At 61.1% G+C, this 22,053-nt stretch carries 19 protein-coding genes; 13 read left to right on the top strand and 6 right to left on the bottom strand.

Annotation, left to right across the window (positions count from 1 at the left end; genetic code table 11):
- Positions 1-52: 52 nt before the first annotated feature.
- On the top strand, positions 53-1,684 hold the full coding sequence (locus tag AC1Y2B_RS08525) for a hypothetical protein (protein WP_482252651.1): 1,632 nt from the start codon (positions 53-55) through the stop codon (positions 1,682-1,684).
- On the opposite strand, the gene AC1Y2B_RS08520 is transcribed toward AC1Y2B_RS08525, so the two are convergent.
- Both AC1Y2B_RS08520 and AC1Y2B_RS08515 read right to left on the bottom strand, forming a co-directional pair.
- Positions 1,681-2,607, bottom strand: coding sequence for an MYG1 family protein (locus AC1Y2B_RS08520; RefSeq protein WP_482252650.1), 927 nt, complete (start codon positions 2,605-2,607; stop codon positions 1,681-1,683). The two genes, AC1Y2B_RS08525 and AC1Y2B_RS08520, sit on opposite strands and share 4 nt — an antisense overlap.
- The gene (locus AC1Y2B_RS08515) at positions 2,607-2,816 is read right to left on the bottom strand and encodes a hypothetical protein (RefSeq protein ID WP_482252649.1); all 210 of its coding nucleotides are present in this window, start codon (positions 2,814-2,816) and stop codon (positions 2,607-2,609) included. Before AC1Y2B_RS08515 ends, AC1Y2B_RS08520 begins: the two co-directional genes overlap by 1 nt.
- A 199-nt stretch (positions 2,817-3,015) precedes the next feature.
- On the opposite strand from AC1Y2B_RS08515, the gene AC1Y2B_RS08510 reads away from it, so the two are divergent.
- From AC1Y2B_RS08510 to AC1Y2B_RS08485, 6 genes are all read left to right on the top strand, one after another.
- Positions 3,016-3,201, top strand: coding sequence for a zinc-finger domain-containing protein (locus tag AC1Y2B_RS08510; RefSeq protein WP_482252648.1), 186 nt, complete (start codon positions 3,016-3,018; stop codon positions 3,199-3,201).
- Between the two features lie 61 nt (positions 3,202-3,262).
- Positions 3,263-3,889: a hypothetical protein gene (locus AC1Y2B_RS08505; RefSeq protein ID WP_482252647.1), complete on the top strand. Its 627-nt coding sequence runs from the start codon at positions 3,263-3,265 to the stop codon at positions 3,887-3,889.
- A gap of 87 nt (positions 3,890-3,976) precedes the next feature.
- Positions 3,977-6,781: a DNA polymerase I gene (polA, locus tag AC1Y2B_RS08500; protein ID WP_482252646.1), complete on the top strand. Its 2,805-nt coding sequence runs from the start codon at positions 3,977-3,979 to the stop codon at positions 6,779-6,781.
- Positions 6,782-6,858: 77 nt separating this feature from the next.
- The gene (locus tag AC1Y2B_RS08495) at positions 6,859-7,284 is read left to right on the top strand and encodes a DUF2306 domain-containing protein (RefSeq protein ID WP_482252645.1); all 426 of its coding nucleotides are present in this window, start codon (positions 6,859-6,861) and stop codon (positions 7,282-7,284) included.
- Complete coding sequence (locus AC1Y2B_RS08490) at positions 7,281-7,838, top strand: YdeI/OmpD-associated family protein (protein ID WP_482252644.1); 558 nt, start codon at positions 7,281-7,283, stop codon at positions 7,836-7,838. The genes AC1Y2B_RS08495 and AC1Y2B_RS08490 overlap by 4 nt, the downstream gene beginning before the upstream one ends.
- Positions 7,838-8,419, top strand: coding sequence for a YdeI/OmpD-associated family protein (locus AC1Y2B_RS08485; protein ID WP_482252643.1), 582 nt, complete (start codon positions 7,838-7,840; stop codon positions 8,417-8,419). The genes AC1Y2B_RS08490 and AC1Y2B_RS08485 overlap by 1 nt, the downstream gene beginning before the upstream one ends.
- Here AC1Y2B_RS08485 and AC1Y2B_RS08480 read toward each other — a convergent pair.
- Positions 8,416-8,871, bottom strand: a complete 456-nt coding sequence (locus AC1Y2B_RS08480) for a DUF1203 domain-containing protein (protein ID WP_482252642.1) — start codon at positions 8,869-8,871, stop codon at positions 8,416-8,418. The genes AC1Y2B_RS08485 and AC1Y2B_RS08480 overlap by 4 nt on opposite strands.
- A 189-nt stretch (positions 8,872-9,060) precedes the next feature.
- Between AC1Y2B_RS08480 and rimP the strand changes: the two genes are divergently transcribed.
- Genes rimP through infB form a run of 4 tightly spaced genes read left to right on the top strand, consistent with a single transcriptional unit; the run spans position 9,061 to position 14,565 of the window.
- A complete protein-coding gene (rimP, locus tag AC1Y2B_RS08475; RefSeq protein ID WP_482252641.1) occupies positions 9,061-9,678 on the top strand; it encodes a ribosome maturation factor RimP in 618 nt (205 codons plus the stop codon).
- Positions 9,679-9,706: 28 nt separating this feature from the next.
- The gene (nusA, locus tag AC1Y2B_RS08470) at positions 9,707-11,302 is read left to right on the top strand and encodes a transcription termination factor NusA (RefSeq protein ID WP_482252640.1); all 1,596 of its coding nucleotides are present in this window, start codon (positions 9,707-9,709) and stop codon (positions 11,300-11,302) included.
- Positions 11,303-11,320: 18 nt separating this feature from the next.
- The gene (locus AC1Y2B_RS08465; RefSeq protein WP_482252639.1) at positions 11,321-11,959 is read left to right on the top strand and encodes an RNA-binding protein; all 639 of its coding nucleotides are present in this window, start codon (positions 11,321-11,323) and stop codon (positions 11,957-11,959) included.
- A 5-nt stretch (positions 11,960-11,964) separates the two neighbouring features.
- Positions 11,965-14,565: a translation initiation factor IF-2 gene (infB, locus tag AC1Y2B_RS08460; RefSeq protein ID WP_482252638.1), complete on the top strand. Its 2,601-nt coding sequence runs from the start codon at positions 11,965-11,967 to the stop codon at positions 14,563-14,565.
- Between the two features lie 398 nt (positions 14,566-14,963).
- Here infB and AC1Y2B_RS08455 read toward each other — a convergent pair whose 3' ends face one another.
- The 3 genes from AC1Y2B_RS08455 to AC1Y2B_RS08445 all read right to left on the bottom strand — a co-directional run bounded on the left by AC1Y2B_RS08455 (position 14,964) and on the right by AC1Y2B_RS08445 (position 17,630).
- Entirely contained in the window at positions 14,964-15,362 is a 399-nt protein-coding gene (locus tag AC1Y2B_RS08455; RefSeq protein ID WP_482252637.1) for a (deoxy)nucleoside triphosphate pyrophosphohydrolase, read from the bottom strand.
- Between the two features lie 64 nt (positions 15,363-15,426).
- Positions 15,427-16,770: a bifunctional glutamate N-acetyltransferase/amino-acid acetyltransferase ArgJ gene (gene argJ / locus AC1Y2B_RS08450; protein ID WP_482252636.1), complete on the bottom strand. Its 1,344-nt coding sequence runs from the start codon at positions 16,768-16,770 to the stop codon at positions 15,427-15,429.
- Between the two features lie 11 nt (positions 16,771-16,781).
- Positions 16,782-17,630, bottom strand: coding sequence for a peptidylprolyl isomerase (locus tag AC1Y2B_RS08445; protein ID WP_482252635.1), 849 nt, complete (start codon positions 17,628-17,630; stop codon positions 16,782-16,784).
- Between the two features lie 214 nt (positions 17,631-17,844).
- On the opposite strand from AC1Y2B_RS08445, the gene secA reads away from it, so the two are divergent.
- A complete protein-coding gene (secA, locus tag AC1Y2B_RS08440) occupies positions 17,845-20,571 on the top strand; it encodes a preprotein translocase subunit SecA (RefSeq protein WP_482252763.1) in 2,727 nt (908 codons plus the stop codon).
- A 248-nt stretch (positions 20,572-20,819) separates the two neighbouring features.
- Entirely contained in the window at positions 20,820-22,031 is a 1,212-nt protein-coding gene (locus AC1Y2B_RS08435) for a tyrosine-type recombinase/integrase (protein ID WP_482252634.1), read from the top strand.
- Positions 22,032-22,053: the final 22 nt, after the last annotated feature.

Here is a 22,053-nt window from a genome sequence, read left to right as displayed (position 1 = left end):
GGACAGGTGCCCGAACCCGTCCTAGCCTTCCGACAGAACCGGAGGGATCTGAATGGAACAGGCTCTGTCAGGAACGGTCATCGTCAGCGGGGTTGGCCAGTCTCCGCATGCTTTTCGGCGCTTGACGGAAGCGTTTCCGGGTCTGGACTGGCAGTCAGGGCAGGCCAGCGGGCGGGCAGCACTGCATCTGAAGACGGACCCATCCCGCCCCGAAGGCAGTTTCCGCATCACCGTGAACGGGCCAGAGGTCACGGTGACCGGCGGCCCCTTCTCGGGCGTCATCTTCGGGGTGGAGGAGTTGATCGCCAAGGGCGGCGAGAACCCCGCCCGCCTGACCGTCACCCAGACCGATCAGACCCCCGGCCTGACCTACCGCACCTTCTGGACCTGGGATCATTCGACCAACTGGGAGTTGTCCCAGATTGGCCAGCAGGAAATCGGCGTCTTCAACCCCTATGGCAAGCCGCCCTCGGGCTTCCTGCGCGATTACAAGCGCTGCGTGGATTTCTGCAGCCGGAACAAGATCGCCGCCATCGTGATCTACGGATTCCTGCGCGACCCGCACGGAGGCGTTGAAGCCGCGCAGGAGCTTTGCCGCTACGCCACCGAGCGCGGCGTGCGCATCCTGCCGGGCATTGCGATTGGATCCTATGGCGGGGTCTATTGGGAGGGCGCCAGCAAATACAACCTCGCCACCTGGCTGCGCCAGAACCCGCAGCATGCAGCGACGCTGGAAAAGGGCGTGGGCTTCCAGATCGCCGACCTCGCCTTCCCGCTCAACTTCCCGAAGTCGGATTACACCCTCTCCGCCTGCCCCTCCGCGCCCGAGACCATGGCTTGGATGGAGGAGGGCGTAGCTTGGCTGACCGAGACCTTCGACATCGGCGGCATCAACATCGAGGCTGGCGACTATGGCGTCTGCGGCTGTGCCCGCTGCGTGGCGCGGCGGGATAATGAACGCGAGGCGGCGCGGCGGCGGGAGGTGCATGGCGACTACTGGTCCCACACCGACATGGCCGACAACTTTCCAAGGCTGTACCGCACCGCCAAGGCGATCAAGCCGGACCTGTGGATTTACTCGGAAATCCAGTGGGATAACCTGCTGGACCCTGTCGCCCACGAAGCGCAGCGCCGCCTGCCCAAGGGTGGTATCTACCAGCACACGACCAACCGCAGCTACTGGTCGCGCATCCAGCAAGGCCTGAAGCGCGGCTATGTCGAAAGCCTGCCCACGCAGCCCAATGTCCTGCGCTGCCAGTTTGCCAGTCAGTGGAACGGCGATGAAAGGTCAGAGCGCTACGCCCTGAACGCCCGCGTCTTTGCTGACATGGCACGGGTCTGTGACAGGACCGGGATGAATGGCCTCACGATCTGGGGCGAGCCCTCGCCCTATCAGGCCACTGTAGAACTGTCCTATCTGGCATTTGCCCGCTTCAGCTGGACCCCAAGCCTGACGTTTGAGGATTTCGTCACGCAGGACGCCGCCCCCCGCCTGGGCGGGCTGGAGGCGGCGCAAACCTTCATCGCTATCGCCGAGGAATTGGATGCCGCGCAATCTCTGCCGCCAGACCGCCTTGACACCCTGCGCCGGACTGCCGCCGATCACCGCGCCAGTGGCGAGATTGGCCGGCGCTGGCTGAGCCTTGAGGATCAGATCAGCCGCCGCCTGTATATGGGCGCTTAGGCGGCGCGCCCGACAGCCTCGGCCACCGCAAGGTCAGCCATCGCCAAAGCGGCTTCGCGTGTCTTTGCCGCGGCGATGAAACGGCCGTTGTGGCAGAAGATGGCGCCCGCAATGCCACAGGCCGCCTCAAGGTCGGCCCCGGTCAGCCCTGCCCAGGTGAGGGGCAAATCCGCGCGCAGTTCAAACCCATCATCCGCACGGCGGATGCCGGTGAGGCACCAGTCCTTGTCGCGGGGGTGAACAACGAACAGCAGATGATCGGCGCCGGACTTCACGATTGCCGGGCGGAAGGGCATGCCCATCGGCAATTCCAGCACACGGCCAGCGCCTGCCGTCACGATGGCCTGATGGACCACACCTTCGGCACGCAACTTGGCGGCACTGCGCGACACGCGCGCCTCGACGAAGGCGCGGGCGATGGTCAGGGCCGAGTGGAAGGCGCGCGTCTCCGCCTCGGGGTCGGTCTCGTCGAAATCGGGTTTCAGCGTTTCCAAAAGGCCGGGCAGGGTCATACCGGCCAAGGGACCTGCGACGGAAAGACTGACAGCGCCATTGTCCACCAGATCCACCGGCAGGACAAAGCTGGCGTCGAACGAGGCCCAGATCGCCTCGACCTGCGGATCTGGCACGCCAGAGGCCACCAGATAGGATCGGCCAAAGTGCTTCCAGATCAATCCGAAAGAGCTGAACGGCTGGCCATCCGACCGCAGGGGCGCGCCACGCTGGTGATGGTCGAAAATCCGCGCCGCCGCATCATACTTGCCACCCACATCGTAGATGATGCGGTCGCTGGCCGGCGTGATCCACTCTGCCGCGCGGCTGCGAACCACGCGCGCCGCCGGGTAAAGCCGGGTCAGGATCACGGTGGACATCAGTTCGTCCGCATGAAATCCGCCGGAATGGGTGACGAGGAACTGCGCCATCAGGCGGCCTTCCCGATCCGTTTGGCAAATATCTTCTGCCAGCCCGCCACAACATCCTCGGTCAGGTACAACAGCCCGGCCACATCCTCGACCGACAGGCCATCGGACAAAAGAAGCAGGGCGTTGGCCATCCGGGCCTGCACGACATCCGCGGATTTGCTTTGCAGGGCCTTCATCAGCATGGCTTGGTCTTCGGTGGAAAGAAGCATGTGTGTCATCGTCTTTGTGATCGTTGTGAAGCGAAAGTGTGCGACTGACACAAAGCAGGACCGACGGCAACTGTCCGACACAGCAAAGCCCACCCCAAGACGGGATCCTGCCGATGACGGGCGGGGGATCACCGGGCCTTGTGGCCAGCGTTCCAGCGGTTAGAATGGCAAGGTCGACAACATGATCCGGGATAAGTCCATGACCCAAGCCGCGCCGAAAACCGAACTGGTGACCTCTTGGAAAGTCGCGTGCGATGGCGGTGTAGGGGCCTTGGGGCATCCCCGCGTCTGGCTGACCATTCCCGAGGACACAGGTTTCGTTGAATGCGGCTACTGCGACAAGCGGTTTGAAATCGACCGCGCCCACGCCCACAGCGACCACTGAAACCATAGCCCGGCCATCCCGATTGTGCCAATCTGACGACGGCAGCAAAAAGGATTTGGCCATGCACTTCATTCGATCTGCGAGTTTGGCTTTCTGGGTGGCTATGGCCTTGACGGTGCCGGCAAAGGCCGATGATTATCCTTTCACTGGCACTTTCACCACGGCGGGCACGCCAGCGGCACCCAGCCCCGACGATCTTACCCGCTGTGCCCTGAGCTTTTTCACGCAGGACAAGTCGGGCTCTTACATCTTCTACGTCGTGGACCTGGAGGCGTTCAAGGCCAGCAAATCCTTGCACTATCTGGTCATGGACAAGGGGCAGTGCACCTACGACGCGGCGCACAGGCTTGAAACCTGCGGCAGCACGCTGAACGGGATCTTGCCGGATGTCGGCTCTTTCCTGCATGACGTGATCGACCAGATCACGCCGGATTTCATCAAGACCACCACGTTCGATACGGTGGCCCATGCGAACCAGTACTCCGCCACGGGGCAGGCAGATGGCGCCTTTGCTATGTCCTATGCCCGGTGCCCCTTTGACCCCAAGCTTCTCGCCCCGGCGCTGTCGACGGACGCCGCAACACTGTCGACCGAAGATGGCGACAAACTGATGCAGCCTGACGCCACGATCCTGCATGCGCCGCTCACGGCCGATCTGATGAAGGCGGCCGGATTGTCCAAGCCTTAGGGTGTTGCCACCTTCAACCCGGGTGCCAGTGGCAGATCCGCCCGGTTCGTGGCAGTATTGACCTCGTTCTGACCAAGGAAGACCCCCATGACGTTCGGCAAAGGCCACCATCTTCATCTCATCGACGGCTCGGCCTTCATCTTTCGGGCCTATCACGCCTTGCCGCCGCTGACCCGCAAGTCGGATGGGCTGCCTGTCGGGGCGGTGGCGGGCTTTTGCAACCTGCTGTGGGGAGAGCTGACGACGACCCGCAACCAGAACGCCCCCACCCATATCGCCGTCATTTTCGATGCCGGGGCCAAGACGTTCCGCAATGACATCTACCCCGAGTACAAGGCCAACCGCCCGCCCCTGCCCGAGGATCTGCGCCCGCAGTTCCCCCTGACCCGCGACGCCACCCGCGCCTTCAACGTCGCCTGCATTGAACTGCCGGGATACGAGGCGGATGACATCATTGCCACTTTGGCCAAGCGCGCCAGTGCCGCAGGTGGGACGGTGACCATCCTGTCCTCGGACAAGGATCTGATGCAGTTGATCGGCGATGGCGTCGACATGCATGATCCGATGAAGAACAAGCGCCTTGGTCTGGATGAGGTGATGGAGAAGTTCGGCGTTGCCCCCAATCGGGTGGTGGACGTGCAAAGCCTCGCGGGGGATTCGGTGGACAACGTGCCGGGCGCGCCGGGGATCGGCCTGAAGACGGCAGCGCTGCTCATTCAGGAATACGGCGACCTTGATACGCTTCTGGCCCGGGCGGGTGAGATCAAGCAACCCAAACGGCGCGAGGCTTTGGTGGACAATGCCGACAAGATCCGCATGTCGCGCCAGTTGGTAACGCTGAAGGATGACACGCCGATTGATCTGGACCTTGCCAGTCTGGAACTGCGCGCGCCCGAGCCGGAGACCGTCATGGCTTTCCTGAAAGAGATGGAATTCCAGACCCTGATCCGCCGCGTGTCCGACAAGCTGAAAGTCGCAGCGCCAGCATTGGACGAGGGCAAAGGCTATGAGGTGGCAGGCGCCCATGACGCGCCCGAGACTCAGGCCATGCCCTTTGACCACGCCGCCTATACCTGCATTCAGGACGCCGAAACGCTGGCCCGATGGATCGCCCGCGCCCGCGAACGCGGCTATCTGGCGGTGGACACCGAAACCACCAGCCTTGACGAAATGCAGGCGGAAATCGTCGGCATTTCCTTGTGCGTCGACCCCGGTCAGGCGGCCTATATCCCTCTGTTTCATCGCACCGGCACCGGAGACCTGCTGGGGGCCCTGACCGTGACCGAAGGGCAGATGCCGCGCGATTTGGCGATCTCGCTTCTTAAGCCGCTGCTGGAGGATGATGCCGTCCTCAAGATCGGACAGAACATGAAATATGACGCCAAGATCTTCGCCCGGCTTGGCGTGAACGTGGCACCCATCGACGACACCATGCTGATGTCCTACGCCATGTACGCGGGCATTCACAACCATGGCATGGATGAATTGTCCGAGCGTTATTTGAATCACAAACCCATCCCGATCAAAGACTTGATCGGTTCCGGCAAAAGTGCTGTGACCTTCGACAAGGTCGCCATCGACACCGCTGTCAAATATGCCGCCGAGGATGCCGATGTGACGCTGCGCCTGTGGCAAGCGTTCAAGCCCACCTTGCACAAGGCTCGGGTGACGACGGTCTACGAGACGCTTGAACGCCCACTCGTCCCGGTTCTGGCCGAGATGGAGATGGCGGGCATTCAGGTCGACCGCCAGACGCTTTCCCGCATGTCGGGCGCCTTCGCGCAGAAGATGGCCGCCTTGGAGGAAGAGATCCAGACCCTTGCGGGCGAGAAGTTCAATGTGGGATCCCCCAAGCAACTGGGCGAGATCCTGTTTGACAAGATGAGCCTGCCCGGTGGGGAAAAGGGCAAGAATGGCGCCTATGGCACCGGGGCAGACGTTCTGGAGGACCTGGCGACCGAGCATGAATTGCCCGGCAAAGTCTTGGATTGGCGGCAGTTGTCCAAGCTGAAATCCACCTACACCGATGCCTTGCAGGAATACATCAACCCCGAAACCGGGCGGGTCCATACCAGCTATTCGATCACCGGCGCTGTGACCGGGCGTCTTGCCTCGTCCGATCCTAACCTGCAGAACATTCCGGTGCGGTCCGAAGAAGGCCGCCGCATCCGCGAGGCCTTCGTGGCGCCCAAGGGCAAGCTTCTGGTCTCGCTGGACTATTCGCAGATCGAACTGCGCATTCTGGCCCATGTCGCGGACATCCCCGCTCTGCAGCAATCGTTCCGCGATGGGATCGACATCCACGCCATGACCGCCTCGGAAATGTTCAACGTGCCGCTGGACCAGATGACTTCTGACATTCGCCGCCGCGCCAAGGCGATCAACTTCGGGGTGATCTACGGAATCTCGGGCTTCGGCCTTGCCCGAAACCTGCGCATTCCGCGGGCCGAGGCGCAGGGCTTCATCGACCGCTATTTCGAGCGCTTCCCCGGCATCAAGGAATACATGGCCGCGACGGTGAAATTCGCGCAGGAACATGGCTACGTGCAAACCCTGTTCGGCCGCAAGATCCACACGCCAGAGATCAATGCCAAGGGCCCGGGTGCCGGTTTCGCCAAACGCGCCGCCATCAACGCACCGATTCAGGGCACGGCGGCCGACGTGATCCGCCGCGCCATGATCCGGATGCCCCAAGCCATCGCAGACATCCCCGCCAAGATGCTGCTGCAGGTTCATGACGAACTGCTGTTCGAAGTTGACGAAAGTGCAGCCGACGTGCTGATCAAAACGGCGAAAGCCGTGATGGAAGGCGCGTCACACCCGGCAGTCAGTCTGAAGGTTCCGCTGATTGTCGAGGCTGGGCAGGGGGTTAACTGGGCTGCGGCCCACTAGGATCTTGCCCGCGATTTCGGCTCCCGGTATTTTGTCAGAGCCATTCTTGGCGTTCCCTTAGGAAAGGAGCCCTTCGCATGACGCTTTCCCCGCTTTTGTCCGCAGGTCTTGCCGTTCGCATGCATGCTTTTCCCGCGTTGCTGGCCATCGTCTTGGGGGCGGTCCAGTTGTACCGTCCCAAAGGCACCCCATCGCATCGCGTGATGGGCTGGGCTTGGGCGATCCTGATGGTGGTTGTTGCGGGCTCTTCCTTCTTCATCCACACGATCTGTACCGTTGGCCCTTTTTCGATCATCCACCTGCTGTCGATCCTGACCCTCGCAACGCTGCCCTTCGCGATCCACCGCGCCCGACAACACCGGATTGCCCAACACGCCCGCGGGATGAAACTGCTGTTTTTGGGTGCATTGGTGATCGCAGGGGCATTCACCCTGATGCCGGGACGGATCATGCACGACGTGGTCTTTGGCACGGTCAGCACCCACGGCAGTTGCTGGGGATGACCAGCCCCCTTCCCTTCGCCACACCGGATGACTGGTGGCGCTGGCTTGCCGCCCATCCTGATGCGACGGAGGTCTGGGTCCTGTATCACAAGAAGGGCGGCCCGCCCTCGATTGACTGGGAGCAGGCCGTGATCGGGGCCATAGCCCATGGCTGGATCGACGGCATCCGCAAGACCGTAAACGAAACTCAGTGGATGCAGCGCTTCACCCCCCGCAAGACAGGGTCTTCATGGAGCGCGAAGAACACCGCCCATGCCGAAAAACTGATCGCGGCGGGGCGGATGACTTTGGCCGGTCTGGCCCATGTCGCCGCAGCAAAGTCCGATGGGCGCTGGGAACGCGCCTATTCCGGGGGCCGAGGGGCGGACCTGCCGGACGATTTTCTGCAAGCCATTGCGCAGAACCCGGCGGCGGCAGCGGCATTGCCGACCCTTGATCGCAAGAACCGTTTTGCCATCTACTATCGCCTGACAACCGCCAAGCGCCCGGAAACCCGCGCGCGCAAGCTGGAAGAGTTCGTGGCGATGCTGGCACGCGGAGAAAGGCCAATCTGATGGGTGCTGCCGACACTGCGCCGATCGTGACCATCCGCTCACGGGCGGACCTGCATACCTGGCTTGCGCAGAACCATGGCGCGCCGGGCCCGGTCTGGTTGGCCAGTTACAAGAAGCACCACCCGGACTTCCTTGGCCCGACCGGTCCGATCACGGAAGAGCTGCTGTGCTGGGGCTGGATCGATTCCGTCGTCAGGGTGCTTGATGCGGATCGCTCGATGATCCTGATTGCGCCGCGCAATCCGAAGTCGGCCTGGTCCGCGGTCAACAAGGCCCATGTCGCACGCGCCCGCGCCTCAGGGGCCATGACCGAAGCGGGCGAGGCGAAGATCGCCATGGCACAGGCCAACGGCATGTGGGATTTCCTGAATGATGTCGAGGCGCTGATCATCCCGCCTGACCTTGACGCCGCCTTGACGGACAAGGCACGCGCTGTCTGGGAAAGCCACCCCAGAACCATCAAGCGTGGCGCGCTGGAGTGGGTCAAGACGGCCAGAACAGCCGAAACCCGCGCCGCCCGCATTGCAGAGGTCGCGGGCAGCGCGGATCAGGGGCTGCGCCCCAAGCCCTTTCGGCGCTAGGCGTCGATGCGCACCTGAAAGCAGGTGTTGCGGGCCGACCGGACGTGAAGATAGGCCACGCGCGGGTCCGCCAAGCGGGCAGGAGCCTCGGCCTGCAGATTGTCGGTCGCCACCACGGCACCGGTGCCGTAGACAATCCGGTCATTCGGCCCATAGCCCCGCAGGATGTAGCTCGGCGATTTCAGAACCTCTGGTAGCGCCTCCCCGCCGCCGGCCTCGCAGGGTTCGGCGCAGAGGAAGATCGGTCCCACTTCGGCATAGGGCTGTGGCGCCGGAAAGGGACGGTGGGCCAAGACAAGCATCGGGGCGCCTTCGGGAATCATTCGCAAACAATGCCGGCATGGGTTGCCATCGCCATCGCTGACATGCCGTTCGGGCATCTGCCCGTTGGCATCCAATGCACCGGATTGATAGGCGCGGACAGTCTGGGTCAGAATCGGGGTAAAGCGCATCTTGGCCTCCTGTTTTGGCCAGTCTGACGGGGCCAGACCCGACCCGCCACCCGGACCTTGCGCATTTGTCTTGCAACCAAGGGGCATCGCGCCTATATCGCCTTCAACAGAGGTTTCAGGGTCCAAACCTGAAGCTACCGATCGTCACACGGGCCTCTCGGCCCGTTTTTTGTTTTTGGGACACCCTGCATGTCTGACCTTATCGCCAAAACCGCAATGGACCGCCGCTTGGCCGACATCATCACCCCGGTGATTGAAGGCTTGGGCTTCGAACTGGTGCGCGTTCGCTTGATGGGCGGGGCGACCCGCATCCTGCAGATCATGGCAGACCGTCCCGAGGGTGGCATCGGCGTGGATGAACTGGGCGACATTTCGACCGCCGTTTCTGCCGTGATGGACGTCGAAGATCCAATCGAAGAAAACTACGTGCTGGAAGTTTCCTCCCCCGGCATCGACCGGCCGCTGACCCGTCTCAAGGATTTCGAGATGTGGAAGGGCTGGGAAGCCAGGATCGAGACGACAGAACTGATCGACGGCCGTAGGCGGTTCAAGGGTGGACTGATGGGCGTTGAAGGCGACGACGTGCTGATCGAGATTGAGGAGGGTGGCCAAGACGTTACCATCGGCCTCAACTTCGAATGGCTGGCAGATGCCAAGCTGATCCTGACCGATGAACTGATCGCCGAAATGCTGCGCCAGCGCAAAGTGCTGGACATCGATGAGACCGAATTCGACGAAATTGAACAGTCCGACGGCGAGGAAGAAGATTCCGCCGATCAGACAAAACCTGAAGTCACCAAACACTAAGCCCAATCACTAAGCCGGGAGAGTACCGATGGCGATTACCTCTGCCAACCAGCTGGAGCTTCTGCAAACCGCCGAGGCCGTTGCGCGCGAAAAGATGATCGACCCGGATCTGGTGATCCAGGCGATGGAAGACAGCCTCGCCCGCGCCGCCAAGTCGCGTTACGGCGCCGAGATGGACATCCGGGTGAAGATCGACCGCAAGACCGGTCGCGCGACCTTCGCCCGCATCCGCACCGTGGTGGAAGAAGAACTGCTGGAGAATCACCACGCGCAGATCACGCTGAAACAGGCGGCGACCCTGAAGGTCGACCCCAAGATCGGCGACGAGATCATCGACGAGGTTCCGCCAGTCGACTTGGGCCGAATCGCCGCCCAATCGGCCAAGCAGGTGATTCTGCAAAAGGTCCGCGAAGCCGAGCGTGATCGCCAATATGACGAATTCAAGGACCGCAAAGGCACGATCATCAACGGTCAGGTCAAGCGCGAGGAATACGGCAACATCATCGTCGACATCGGTCGCGGTGAGGCCATCCTGCGCCGGAACGAGAAGATCGGCCGCGAATCATACCGCCCGAACGACCGCATCCGCGCCTATATCAAGGACGTCCGCCGCGAGGCCCGTGGCCCGCAGGTCTTCCTGAGCCGGACCGACCCGCAGTTCATGGCCGAACTGTTCAAGATGGAAGTGCCGGAAATCTATGACGGCATCATCGAGATCAAGGCCGTCGCCCGCGACCCGGGCAGCCGTGCCAAGATCGCCGTGATCAGCTATGACAACTCGATTGACCCGGTTGGCGCCTGCGTTGGTATGCGCGGTTCGCGCGTTCAGGCCGTGGTGAACGAGCTGCAGGGCGAGAAGATCGACATCATTCCGTGGAACCAGGATCAGGCGACGTTCCTTGTGAACGCGCTGCAACCTGCCGAAGTCTCGAAGGTCGTGATCGACGAAGAAGTCGGCAAGATCACCGTGGTGGTTCCCGATGAACAACTGTCGCTGGCCATCGGCCGTCGCGGTCAGAACGTCCGTCTGGCGAGCCAGCTGACGGCTCTGGACATCGACATCATGACGGAAACCGACGAATCGGCCCGCCGTCAGGCAGAGTTTGCCCAGCGCACCAAGCTGTTCATGGACACGCTGGATATTGACGAGATGATGGCGCAGCTTCTGGTCTCGGAAGGCTTCACCAATCTGGAAGAAGTGGCCTACGTCGAAACCGACGAACTGCTGTCCATCGACGGCTTCGACGAAGGTACGGCTGGCGAGTTGCAGGCCCGCGCGCGGGATTACCTGGAAGCCGCCAACAACAAAGCTCTTGAAAACGCTAAGGCTTTTGGCGTTCAGGACGAACTGCTGTCCTTCGAAGGCCTGACGCCCCAGATGCTGGAAGCGCTTGGCAAAGAGGGCATCAAGACGCTGGAAGACTTCGCGACTTGCGCCGACTGGGAACTGTCGGGCGGCTGGACCACCGAAAATGGCCAGCGCAAGAAGGATGAAGGGATCCTTGAGAAGTTCGAGATGAGCCTGGAAGAAGCCCAGACTTTGGTGATGACGGCGCGTGTGATGCTCGGCTGGGTTGACCCAACCGCGCTGGAAGCCGCCACAGAAGAGGAGGCCGGGGCTTAACTTAGCCCCGGAACGCCTTTGACCCGCGGCGGCCGCACCACCGATCTGGACGAACCCGAACGCAAGTGCATTGTGACCGGGGAAGTTCAGCCAAAGTCGGGACTGATCAGGTTCTGTCTGGACCCTGAGGGCGTGGTCACGCCGGACATTCTGGCGAAACTGCCGGGGCGTGGCTTCTATGTCTCGGCGGATCGCAAGGCGATCGAGAAAGCGGCGGCGAAGGGCCTGTTTGCCCGCGCTGCCAAGCAACCCGTGAAGGTGCCCGATGGCCTGGCCGATCTGGTCGAGCTGCTGCTGCTGAAACGGGTGCAGGAATCCATCTCGCTGTGTCGCAAGGCGAATGCCGCCGTGACGGGATACGAGAAGGTGAAGGAATGGCTGATGGACGGCCGCGCGCGGGTTCTGGTTCAGGCATCAGACGGGTCCGAGCGCGGCAAGACGAAACTGAGGCCGCCAGAAATTGGTGGCAGATTCATTGGTTGCCTTACGGCAAGGGAATTGGGTTTGTCCTTTGGACGCGAACGTGCGATACACGCCGCGCTTGCGGCTGGTACCCTGACGACTCGTGTTGTAGAGGAAGCGGCAAGGCTGGGCGGTATGCGGGAGCAGACCACCGGGCATGATGGCGGCGACGATGCCGCCTTGAAGGATATGTAGGACGCATGAGCGATACAGACGGCAAAAAACCCCTCGGCCTGGGTGGCGCACCTCGTTCCGGTCAGGTGAAGCAAAGCTTCTCGCATGGCCGCACGAAAAGCGTCGTGGTCGAGGTCAAGCGCAAGCTGACGGTGGTGCCGAACAAGGGCGCCGCGCCGACGCCTGGCACTGGGGCGGCTGTGGCCACCTCGCCGCGTCTGGGCGATCCGTCCAAGCGCCCGGCTGGTATTTCAGACGCCGAGATGGAACGTCGTCTGTCCGCCTTGCGCGCCGCCAAGGCCCGCGAAGCAGAAGACAACGCCAAGCGTGCCGAAGATGAACGGTCGCGCGAGGAAGAACGTCAGCGCAAGCGCGAAGAGAATGAGGCCAAGGAACGCGAGGCCCGCGCCGCCGAGGCCGCTGCCCGCGCCAAAGCTGAAGAAGAAGAGCGCGTGAAAGCCGCCGCTGAAGCGGCTGCCAAGGCCGCGGAAGAGGCCAAGAAGGCACCGGCGCAGGCCGCCGCGCCGCGGTCAGCACCGCGTAACGAGAATGGATCCCAGGCGACCTCTGCCCGTGCTCCGGCTGGGCGTCCGGCTCCGGCTGCGCCGCAGGATGACGCCGTGTCGCGTGGCCCGGCTTCTGCAAAGCCCGGCCTGCCGCCCCGCCGCACGGACCGTGAGCGGGAAGACCGCGAACGTGCCGCCAACAAGGCCAAGGGTGAAGAAGGCCGTCGCGCTGGCAAGCTGACCCTGTCTGACGCCGTTGCAGATGAAGGTGGCCGTCAGCGCAGCCTGGCTGCGATGAAGCGCAAGCAAGAGAAAGCCCGTCAAAAGGCCCTCGGCATGGGCCTCAAGCCCGAAAAGCAAGTGCGCGATGTGCAGTTGCCGGAAACCATCGTGGTCTCCGAACTTGCGAACCGCATGGCGGAGCGTGGGGCTGATGTTGTCAAGTCGCTCATGAAAATGGGCATGATGGTCACGATGAACCAGGCCATTGACGCAGACACTGCCGAACTGGTGATTGAGGAATTCGGCCACCGCGCTGTGCGTGTGACCGATGCAGACGTCGAACAGGCGATCGACACGGTCAAGGACAAGTCCGAAGACCTGATCACGCGTCCGCCGATTGTGACGATCATGGGTCACGTCGACCACGGCAAGACCTCGCTTCTGGACGCCATTCGCCACGCCAACGTGGTGTCGGGCGAAGCTGGCGGGATCACGCAGCACATCGGCGCCTATCAGGTGAAAACCCCGAATGGCCAGCTGGTGACCTTCCTTGATACCCCCGGCCACGCGGCGTTTACGTCGATGCGGTCACGTGGGGCGCATGTCACCGACATCGTGATCCTCGTGGTCGCAGCCGATGACGCCGTGATGCCGCAGACGATTGAAGCCATCGCACACGCCAAAGCCGCGAAGGTTCCGATCATCGTGGCGATCAACAAGATCGACAAATACGAAGCCAACCCGCAGAAAGTGCGGACCGACCTTCTGCAACACGACATTGTCGTGGAAGAAATGTCGGGCGACGTGCAGGACGTCGAGGTTTCGGCGAAGACCGGCAAGGGTCTGGATCAACTGCTTGAGGCGATTTCGCTGCAGGCGGAAATTTTGGAACTGCGGTCCAACCCGAACCGACAGGCCGCTGGTGCCGTCATCGAAGCCAAGCTCGACTCCGGTCGTGGCCCGGTCGCGACGGTTCTGGTGCAGAACGGCACCCTGCGCAAAGGCGACATCTTCGTCGTCGGCGAGCAGTGGGGCAAGGTCCGTGCCCTGATCAACGACAAGGGCGAGACGATCACCGAAGCCGGTCCGTCCGTTCCGGTAGAGGTTCTGGGTCTGTCGGGTACGCCGCATGCCGGCGATACGCTGAATGTGGTCAACACCGAAGCGGAAGCCCGTGAAATCGCCGACTATCGTGAGAAGGCGACCAAGGACAAGCGTGCTGCGGTTGGGGCTGCGACCACGCTGGAACAGCTGATGGCCAAGGCGAAGGCGGACCAATCGGTTGCCGAGTTGCCGGTTATCGTCAAGGCCGACGTGCAAGGCTCTGCCGAGGCGATTGTTCAGGCTTTGGAAAAAGTCGGCAACGAAGAGGTGCGCGTCCGCGTGCTGCATTCTGGTGTTGGTGCCATCACCGACAGCGATGTCAGCCTCGCGGAAGCCAGCAAGGCCCCGATCATCGGCTTCAACGTCCGCGCCAATGCAATGGCGCGTGCGTCGGCCACCCAGAAGGGCGTCGAGCTGCGCTACTACTCGATCATTTATGATCTGGTGGATGACATCAAGAAGGCTGCCTCTGGCCTGCTGAAAGCCGAGATCCGCGAAACCTTCATCGGTTATGCGACCATCAAAGAAGTCTTCAAGATCACCAACATCGGCAACGTGGCCGGCTGTCTGGTTACCGAAGGAGTTGCCCGCCGGTCCGCTGGGGTCCGTCTGCTGCGCGACAACGTGGTCATCCACGAAGGCACGCTCAAGACGCTCAAGCGTTTCAAGGACGAGGTCAAGGAAGTCACGATGGGTCAGGAATGTGGCATGGCCTTCGAACGCTACGAAGACATCCGGTCCGGCGACGTGATCGAAATCTTTGAACGTCAGGAAATCCAGCGCACTCTGGCCTGATCAGAATGTTGAGAACAGAAAGGCCGGGCAAACGCCCGGCCTTTTCCATTTCACGGCTAGCGTTTCGGGTTGATCTGATCGAACGCCCCCGAATTCAGGCGCTCGCCAGCTCGGGAGCCTTGTAGGGCTCTACCGGGCGACCGACAAATGTGCCGCTGAACACACGCACAGCAATCTGTCCGTCACTCATGTCACGGACAAAGGTACCCTGGATGAAGACACTGCTTCCGATCGAGATGGTTCTCGATCACGGCCCGTTCCCTCAACAACGTGTCACTTTTTAAAATGTTAAGGGTAAATAAATGATTAAGATACCGGCAAAATGCGAATCTGACCCTATCCAAAAGCATACTTGATCGACAAAGACGAGATTATCCTGATCCGTTTTCGGCGGAATGTCAGAGCCAGTCACGCAGAATTGGAATCAGTGGCACATCGGCTGGCGGCATGGGATAGTCACGCAGCCGCTCGGGTTTGACCCAAGAAAGCACCTGACCTTCCCGCGGCGTGGGGATCCCTTCCCAACGCCGACAGGCAAAAAGCGGCATCAGAAGATGAAAGCTCTCGTAGGCGTGGCTGGCGAAGGTCAGGGGGGCCAGGCAACTTTTCCAGGTATTGATCCCCAACTCTTCATGCAGTTCGCGGATCAGCGCGGCCTCGGGGGTCTCTTCCGGTTCAACCTTGCCACCGGGAAACTCCCACAGACCGGCCATCGACTTGCCTGCAGGCCGCTGCGCCAGAAGAACGCGGCCATCGGAGTCGATCAGGGCAACGGCAGAAACAAGGACGATCTTCATGATGCGATTCCGGCTGCGCGATCCAGGCTTTCCCCGGACCGCTTGATATTCGGCCTGACGGAAATCAGGACCGGTAGTCGGCGTTGATTTCGATGTAGCGGTTGGTCAGGTCGCAGGTCCAGACTTTGCGCTTGCCACTGCCCAACCCCATGTCGACAGAGATGACCAATTCGGGTTGCAGCATATAGGCCGCGCCGTCCTCCTCGCGGTACTTCGGATTGCGCCAACCTTTTTCGGCGACAAGGATATCCCCAAAGCGGATCGACAGCTTGTCCCGGTCCGCCTCAGCCCCAGATTTGCCGATGGCGGCAACAATGCGGCCCCAGTTGGGGTCTTGTCCTGCAACCGCAGTCTTCACCAGCGGTGAGTTGGCAATGGCCAATGCGACCTTGTGGGCATCCGTATTGGAAGTCGCCCCCGTGACGTTGACCTCGACGAATTTTGTAGCGCCTTCCCCGTCGCGGATCACTTGATGGGCAAGGTTCAGCATAACGTCGGAAAGGGCGGATTCGAAGGATTTCAAGATGGCGCCCTTGAGGGGCGCTGCATCTGACTGGCCAGTCGCGGCCAGCAGCAGCGTGTCAGAGGTTGAAGTGTCGCTGTCCACCGTGATCGAGTTGAAGGTCGCATCGGTATTGCGCGACAGCAACTTTTGCAGCGTGGCGGCGGGGATTTTAGCATCCGTGAAGATATAGACCAGCATCGTCGCCATATCCGGCGCGATCATGCCCGAGCCTTTGGCGATGCCGGCGATGTGGATCACGCCACCCTCGCCCTCAATGGTCGCTGCAGCGCCCTTGGGGAAGGTGTCGGTGGTCATCATGGCTTGGGCCGCCATCACGATGGCATCCTCGCGCAGCCCCGCCTGCAGGGCTGGAATGGCCGTCAGGATACGGTCATGCGGCAAAGGTTCGCCAATGACGCCCGTCGATGAAGAAAAGACACGGGAGGCGGGAATGCCAAGTGCCGCAGCCACACCTTCGGTGATGGCGGCCACAGAGGCGTCCCCCACTGCGCCGGTAAAGGCGTTGGAATTGCCGGAATTCACAATGATGGCAGCGCCGACATCGGCGGGCACTTTCATCGCAATCTTGGCCTGACAATCGCGCACGCAGGCCGACCTTGTGGTCGACCGCGTGAACACCCCCGCTACCGCAGTGCCTGGGGCAAGACGGACCAGCATCACGTCCTTGCGGTTCTGATAACGCACCCCGGCCTCGACCGCGGCGAATTCGACGCCGCGGATCAAGGGCAGGTCAGGAAAGCGCTCGGGCGCCAAGGGCGAGACCAGTTTGGCCTTCTTGGCCGGAGCAGGTGTTGAAGCATCCGTCACCTCGGCGCCTGCGTGCAGCGCCTTCAGCTCTTTCTTCAAAGCCTTTGCTTCAGCTTTCCAATCGGTCTTGCCCATGGGGTCCTCGCTTACTTGTCCAACAGAGTAAGGTCTTTGATGATCGCCGGGTCAATGCCCGTCGTGTCGGCCCGGGTGATCTTGGCCTTATCGGTCACGCCCTTGATGAAGTCCGCGATGGCGGCCTTCTGGACCTCTTGCGCGATCTGGTCATGCACATCGGCCAAAGCCGGCGCGGCTTTGTTGCGCGTCTCGGTCACAAGGATCAGGTGCCAGCCGAAATCCGTCTTGATCGGCCCAACAACCTTGCCGACCGGCGCAGCAACCACAGCATCTTCAAACGGCTTGACCATCGCGCCAAGACCGAACCAGCCAAGGTCGCCGCCATTGGCTGCTGAACCGTCCTTGGAGTTGGCCTTGGCCTCGTCCGCGAAAGCCTTGCCACCCTGAATTTCGGCCAGGATTGCCTTGGCCTTGTCTTCGCTGTCCACCAGGATGTGCGAGGCGTGGTATTCCAGCGACGGGGCCATGTCCTTGTACTTGGCGTCATAGGCCTTCTGGATCGCCGCTTCCGAAGTGGAGTCCTTGATGCCGGCGATCATCGCCTCATTGGCCAGATAGCTGCGCTTCAGCCCATCCAGCGCCATGTTGTCCTTCTTGGACAGGGTATCGCCCAACGATTGCTTGAGGGCCTCTTGCTGGACAAGTTGGTCCAGAATGCCCTTGAACAGCTGATCATCCGGCAGGGATTGGTATTGCGCCGGCAGACCGTCCCGCGTGACGATGACATCGCCCAGCGTGATATTCACACCGTTGACCGTCGCAAGCACCGTCGCCGCCGTTGGATCTTCGGCCCGCGCCGGCAGCGCCAAGGCTGCTGTCAGTGCCAATGCGGCACAGAACCCGTAAAGTTTTGTCATCTCACACGCTCCTGATGTGGCTGCGGCACCGCGCAGCGTTGACTATGGCACAGCCAGACCTTAAATCGCACACGTCCCATTGGAATGGTCCGGGCACAGGGTGGCCAACCTGCCCGGCTCTTCTATTGGGTGACATGGGTGCGGGCAAGGCCAAGCCTCACACGAACGTGTCAGCACCTCGCTGGCGGAATTGAATTGGTCGGGCGGAGTGATGATGCTGGGTCTTGGAACGCTTGCACGGAAAGTCTTTGGCACGCCCAACGACCGCGCAGTCAAAACGGTGCGCCCCTTGGTGGCGAAGATCAATGCCTTGGAGCCGCAATTCGCCGCGCTGAGCGATGACGGCATCATAGCCAAAACGGCCGAGTTGAAGCGGCGCGTGCAGGAAGGCGGCGAAAGCCTTGACGCCGTACTGCCCGAAGCCTTCGCCAACTGCCGTGAGGCCGCGCGCCGTGCCTTGGGTCTGCGGGCGTTCGATGTGCAGTTGATGGGTGGCATTTTCCTGCACCAAGGCAATATCGCCGAGATGCGCACGGGTGAAGGCAAGACGCTGGTTGCGACCTTCCCGGCCTATCTCAATGCACTGTCCGGCAAGGGTGTCCATGTCGTCACCGTCAACGACTATCTGGCCAAACGTGATGCGGGCTGGATGGGCAAGGTCTATTCGGCTTTGGGACTGACCACGGGCGTAGTGTATCCCTATCAGCCTGACGACGAAAAGATGGCCGCCTACCGCGCCGACATCACCTATGCGACCAACAACGAGTTGGGCTTTGACTATCTGCGCGACAACATGAAGGCCTCGATTGCCGAAATGGCCCAACGCGGCCACAACTTTGCGATCGTCGACGAGGTCGACTCGATCCTGATCGACGAAGCCCGCACGCCACTGATCATCTCCGGCCCCAGCCAGGACCGCAGCGACCTGTACCAGAAGATCGACGCGCTGATCCCGGAGCTGACCGCAGATCATTTCAAGCTGGACGAAAAGACCCGCTCGGCGACCTATACTGAGGAAGGCAACGAGTTCATCGAACTTCGCCTGCGCGCCGCTGGCCTGCTGCCTGACGGCCAATCCCTTTACGATCCCGAAAGCACGACGATCGTGCACCATGTCACGCAAGCCCTGCGGGCGCACAAACTGTACCAGAAAGACCAGCACTACATCGTCCAGAACGGTGAAGTGATGCTGATCGACGAATTCACCGGCCGCATGATGCGCGGCCGCCGCCTGTCAGAAGGCCTCCACCAGGCCATCGAAGCCAAGGAACGCGTCAAGGTTCAGCCGGAAAACGTGACGCTGGCTTCCGTGACCTTCCAGAACTACTTCCGCCTGTACACCCGCCTTTCGGGCATGACCGGCACGGCCACCACCGAGGCCGATGAATTCATGGAAATCTACAAGCTGGGCGTTGTCGAAGTGCCGACCAACCGCCCGGTCAGCCGGATTGACGATCATGATCAGGTCTTCCGCACCGCGCGCGAAAAGTACGAAGGCATCGTCAAGTCGATCCGCGCCGCGCATGAGAAGGGACAGCCGATCCTCGTCGGCACCACCTCGATTGAGAAATCCGAGGCGCTGTCGGACATGTTGAAAGCCGCAGGCATCAGCCACAACGTCCTGAATGCCCGCCAGCATGAGGCAGAGGCGCAGATCGTTGCGGACGCCGGCAAATTTGGTGCGGTGACCATCGCCACCAACATGGCCGGCCGCGGCACCGACATTCAGTTGGGTGGGAATGTCGAGTTGAAAGTGCTGGAGGCCATCGCCGCCGACCCGCATCTGCACCCCGACGAAGTGCGCGCCAAGATCGAAGCCGAACATGCCGAGGAAAAGGCCCGCGTTCTGGCCGCCGGGGGTCTGTTCGTTCTGGCAACCGAACGCCACGAATCCCGCCGAATCGACAACCAGCTGCGGGGCCGTTCGGGCCGTCAGGGCGACCCGGGCCGGTCCTCGTTCTTCCTGTCACTGGAAGACGATCTGATGCGGATCTTCGGGTCGGAACGGCTCGACAAGGTTCTGTCTACCCTTGGCCTCAAGGAAGGCGAAAGCATCGTTCACCCTTGGGTGAACAAATCGCTGGAGCGTGCCCAAGCCAAGGTGGAAGGCCGCAACTTCGACATCCGCAAACAGCTTTTGAAGTTCGACGACGTGATGAACGACCAGCGCAAGGCCATCTTCGGCCAGCGGCTGGAGATCATGGAATCGGAAGACCTCGGCGAGATCGTCCAAGACATGCGCCATCAAGTGGCCGAAGATCTGGTGACCTTCTTCCTGCCGCCGAAATCCTACGCTGACCAATGGGATGCCCCCGGCCTATATGCCGCGGTCATCGAAAAGATGAACATGGATTTGCCCATCATCAAATGGGCCGCGGAGGAAGGCGTTGACCAAGGCGTCATGCTGGAACGTCTGATCGCCGAAAGCGACAAGCTGATGGCGAGCAAGCTGGAGGCCTTTGGCCCCGACACCATGCGCTCGATCGAAAAGCAGCTTTTGCTGCAGACAATTGACGCCAAGTGGCGCGAGCATCTGGTGACGTTGGAGCACCTGCGCACAGTTGTTGGCTTCCGTGGCTACGCGCAACGCGATCCTCTTAACGAATACAAGACCGAGGCCTTTGCGCTGTTTGAATCGATGCTGAATTCGCTGCGCCAGGAAGTGACGCAAAAGCTGGGGCTGATCCGTCCGATGACGGCGGAAGAGCAGCAGGCGATGATGGCGCAGATGATGGCGCAACAGCAAGCCGCCCGTGCAGCCACCGAAGTCGAAGCGCCGCCGGCCCCTGTGGCAGCCGCGGTCGCAACGCCCGCCGTGGCCGCAGCAGCCGCAGGTTTCGTGGAAGCGGACCCTTCGACTTGGGGCAATCCGTCACGCAACGATCCCTGCCCATGCGGTTCGGGCGAGAAGTTCAAGCACTGCCACGGCAAGCTGGCTTAAGTCAATAAAATCAATAGGTTAGGATATTTTTTCCGGCCTCTTGCCTATGCACAAACCCTGCACAATACTGTAAAGTAACGTGTTTATAGGCAAAGTATAGGCAACCCCTAGCTGCACCAACCATGCGTTATAGGCAGATCAAGCATCTGTGCCCGTAACGATGATGCGTCCACACGTAGCCCATCCTTCAACGTGCCAAGCTTGGTCTGTCTCAAACAGATCATAGCCAAGCAAAAGGATTTTAGGGCATGAGTTCGATTTATCTGGAAGACAACCTCGCAATCTACAAGCGCGAGAGCACCTACTACATGCGGCTGAAGACAGCGCCGCAGCAATACGTTTACCGGTCATTGAAGACCAGCAGCCAAGCTGAAGCACGCAAACTTGCACGTCGGCAGCTGGTGGAGTTTGAGATCAAGCAGGAACGTGGTGAGCAATACACAGCACCCACGTTCAAGCAGGTCATCGACGAATACACCAAGGTGCGTGAGCTGGATAACCAACGTGGCAAGACCAGCGACGCAATGCTGCGCCAGATCAAACGGGTCAACAAGTTTTGGCTCGAGTATGCTGGCAAGCTGCGCATCGACAGAATCGGCAACAAGGAGTTGGCCGACTTTATCCCTTGGCGCAAAGCCTACTATTCCAAGTTCAAAGTTATGCCCAAGAATGCCAAGCTGCACCCGCAGGACAAGACGCTGGCCTTTGACCTTACACATGGCAAGACCCTGATCAGGTGGGCCACAGAGCGCGGCTACAGAGGTACGCTGCCCTTGCCCACATACCAGTTCAAGATCGAGCGTCGCATAGTCCGCCCGGCCTTTGAATTGGCCGAGTACACCACCCTGTACAAGACGCTGCGCCGACGCATCACAGAGGTGCACCACCGGCCATGGGTGGACAGCCGAACGATGTTGCGAGACTACGTGCTGATCCTTGCCAACACGGGCATGCGTGTCGGGGAACTCAACGGACTCAAGCTGCGCGATATCCATCCATTCAAAGACGATGAAGGTCGCGAAAACTATCGGTTGGTAGTGCGTGGCAAGACGGGCGAACGCGATGTGATTCCCCGCGTCAACTGCAAGGCATGGATCGACCGCGTGCTAACACGGCGCAAGGCCGAGGGTGCAGTCCAAAATGACTATCTGTTTGTCATGCCCAGCGGTGGTCAAATTATCTCACTGGGTGACCAGTTCAACGCTGTGCTGGAGGCGGGTAAGATCGTCACCAATACCTTCGACAAGAAGTTCACCTTGTACAGCTTGCGTCACCTCTACGCCGTGCAGGCGCTACGCAAGGGCGTTAGCGTGTATGCGGTGGCAAGGAACATGGTAATCACCCGGTTGGGACCGCCTGCCAGAATGGTCAGTTACGGGGTAAGGCACGTGCATAACGACGTCGTTAGCGACGTGTCTTATGCGGAGGCTGGTGATGCGTGGCGATGTTCTAGGTCTTGAGCGGCGGCGGCGGTGGCGGGAT

The sequence above is a fragment of the Stagnihabitans sp. genome (assembly GCF_964946895.1).
The sequence above is the reverse complement of the archived record's forward strand: the minus strand, read 5'-3'. Positions and strand labels throughout refer to the sequence as shown.

Excerpts from the sequence above, each read along its gene's own strand:
- AC1Y2B_RS08525 (WP_482252651.1), top strand. The coding sequence starts at position 53 with ATGGAACAGGCTCTGTCAGGAACGGTCATCGTCAGCGGGGTTGGCCAG.
- AC1Y2B_RS08520 (WP_482252650.1), bottom strand. The coding sequence starts at position 2,607 with ATGGCGCAGTTCCTCGTCACCCATTCCGGCGGATTTCATGCGGACGAA.
- AC1Y2B_RS08515 (WP_482252649.1), bottom strand. The coding sequence starts at position 2,816 with ATGCTTCTTTCCACCGAAGACCAAGCCATGCTGATGAAGGCCCTGCAA.
- AC1Y2B_RS08510 (WP_482252648.1), top strand. The coding sequence starts at position 3,016 with ATGACCCAAGCCGCGCCGAAAACCGAACTGGTGACCTCTTGGAAAGTC.
- AC1Y2B_RS08505 (WP_482252647.1), top strand. The coding sequence starts at position 3,263 with ATGCACTTCATTCGATCTGCGAGTTTGGCTTTCTGGGTGGCTATGGCC.
- polA (WP_482252646.1), top strand. The coding sequence starts at position 3,977 with ATGACGTTCGGCAAAGGCCACCATCTTCATCTCATCGACGGCTCGGCC.
- AC1Y2B_RS08495 (WP_482252645.1), top strand. The coding sequence starts at position 6,859 with ATGACGCTTTCCCCGCTTTTGTCCGCAGGTCTTGCCGTTCGCATGCAT.
- AC1Y2B_RS08490 (WP_482252644.1), top strand. The coding sequence starts at position 7,281 with ATGACCAGCCCCCTTCCCTTCGCCACACCGGATGACTGGTGGCGCTGG.
- AC1Y2B_RS08485 (WP_482252643.1), top strand. The coding sequence starts at position 7,838 with ATGGGTGCTGCCGACACTGCGCCGATCGTGACCATCCGCTCACGGGCG.
- AC1Y2B_RS08480 (WP_482252642.1), bottom strand. The coding sequence starts at position 8,871 with ATGCGCTTTACCCCGATTCTGACCCAGACTGTCCGCGCCTATCAATCC.
- rimP (WP_482252641.1), top strand. The coding sequence starts at position 9,061 with ATGTCTGACCTTATCGCCAAAACCGCAATGGACCGCCGCTTGGCCGAC.
- nusA (WP_482252640.1), top strand. The coding sequence starts at position 9,707 with ATGGCGATTACCTCTGCCAACCAGCTGGAGCTTCTGCAAACCGCCGAG.
- infB (WP_482252638.1), top strand. The coding sequence starts at position 11,965 with ATGAGCGATACAGACGGCAAAAAACCCCTCGGCCTGGGTGGCGCACCT.
- AC1Y2B_RS08455 (WP_482252637.1), bottom strand. The coding sequence starts at position 15,362 with ATGAAGATCGTCCTTGTTTCTGCCGTTGCCCTGATCGACTCCGATGGC.
- argJ (WP_482252636.1), bottom strand. The coding sequence starts at position 16,770 with ATGGGCAAGACCGATTGGAAAGCTGAAGCAAAGGCTTTGAAGAAAGAG.
- AC1Y2B_RS08445 (WP_482252635.1), bottom strand. The coding sequence starts at position 17,630 with ATGACAAAACTTTACGGGTTCTGTGCCGCATTGGCACTGACAGCAGCC.
- secA (WP_482252763.1), top strand. The coding sequence starts at position 17,845 with ATGCTGGGTCTTGGAACGCTTGCACGGAAAGTCTTTGGCACGCCCAAC.
- AC1Y2B_RS08435 (WP_482252634.1), top strand. The coding sequence starts at position 20,820 with ATGAGTTCGATTTATCTGGAAGACAACCTCGCAATCTACAAGCGCGAG.